This is a genomic window from Bartonella sp. AA83SXKL (genome assembly GCF_042196965.1).
GTDB lineage: Bacteria > Pseudomonadota > Alphaproteobacteria > Rhizobiales > Rhizobiaceae > Bartonella.
On sequence record NZ_JBHIRG010000260.1, the window covers coordinates 1 to 625 of the forward strand.

1 protein-coding gene is annotated in these 625 nt (G+C 38.2%); it reads left to right on the plus strand.

Features of this window, described 5'->3' with window-relative positions:
* The coding region (locus ACFINO_RS10980; RefSeq protein WP_375655885.1) for an ABC transporter transmembrane domain-containing protein at positions 1–625 on the plus strand (625 nt) is incomplete at both ends.

Sequence of the window (625 nt, forward strand, 5' to 3'; positions counted from 1 at the left end):
GGCGCGATCTAAAGATGCGTGTTATATGGGCAACGTTTTATCTTATTTTAGCCAAGCTGATTCTCATATCTGTCCCTTATTTCTTTAAATATGCTACAGATGCACTCAATGTGAACTTAGAGTTTCCTGTATGGTTTCCATCCAGTTGGGTTGTGCCTCTCATGCTCGTTTTGGCATATAATGTTGCACGTATTATTCAGGCTGGACTAAACCAATTACGGGATGCTCTTTTTGCGACGGTTGGTCAACATGCTATTCGTCGGTTAGCCTATAAGACCTTTGTACATGTTCATGAACTGTCTTTGCGATTTCATTTGGAAAGGCGAACAGGTGGCCTTTCTCGTGTGATTGAGCGCGGGACGAAGGGAATTGAAGCTATTGTTAGATTTTCAATTCTTAATACAGTACCAACGATTTTAGAATTTGTTCTGACGGCATTTGTATTGTATGTAAGTTATGGATGGCATTATTTTCTTATAGTTGTTGTAACAGTTGTTTTATATACTTGGTTCACAATTAAAGCGAGTGATTGGCGCATTCGTATTCGGCAAGAAATGAATACAGCAGATGTTGAGGCTAATACACGTACTGTTGATTCTCTTTTAAATTTTGAAACAGTTAAATA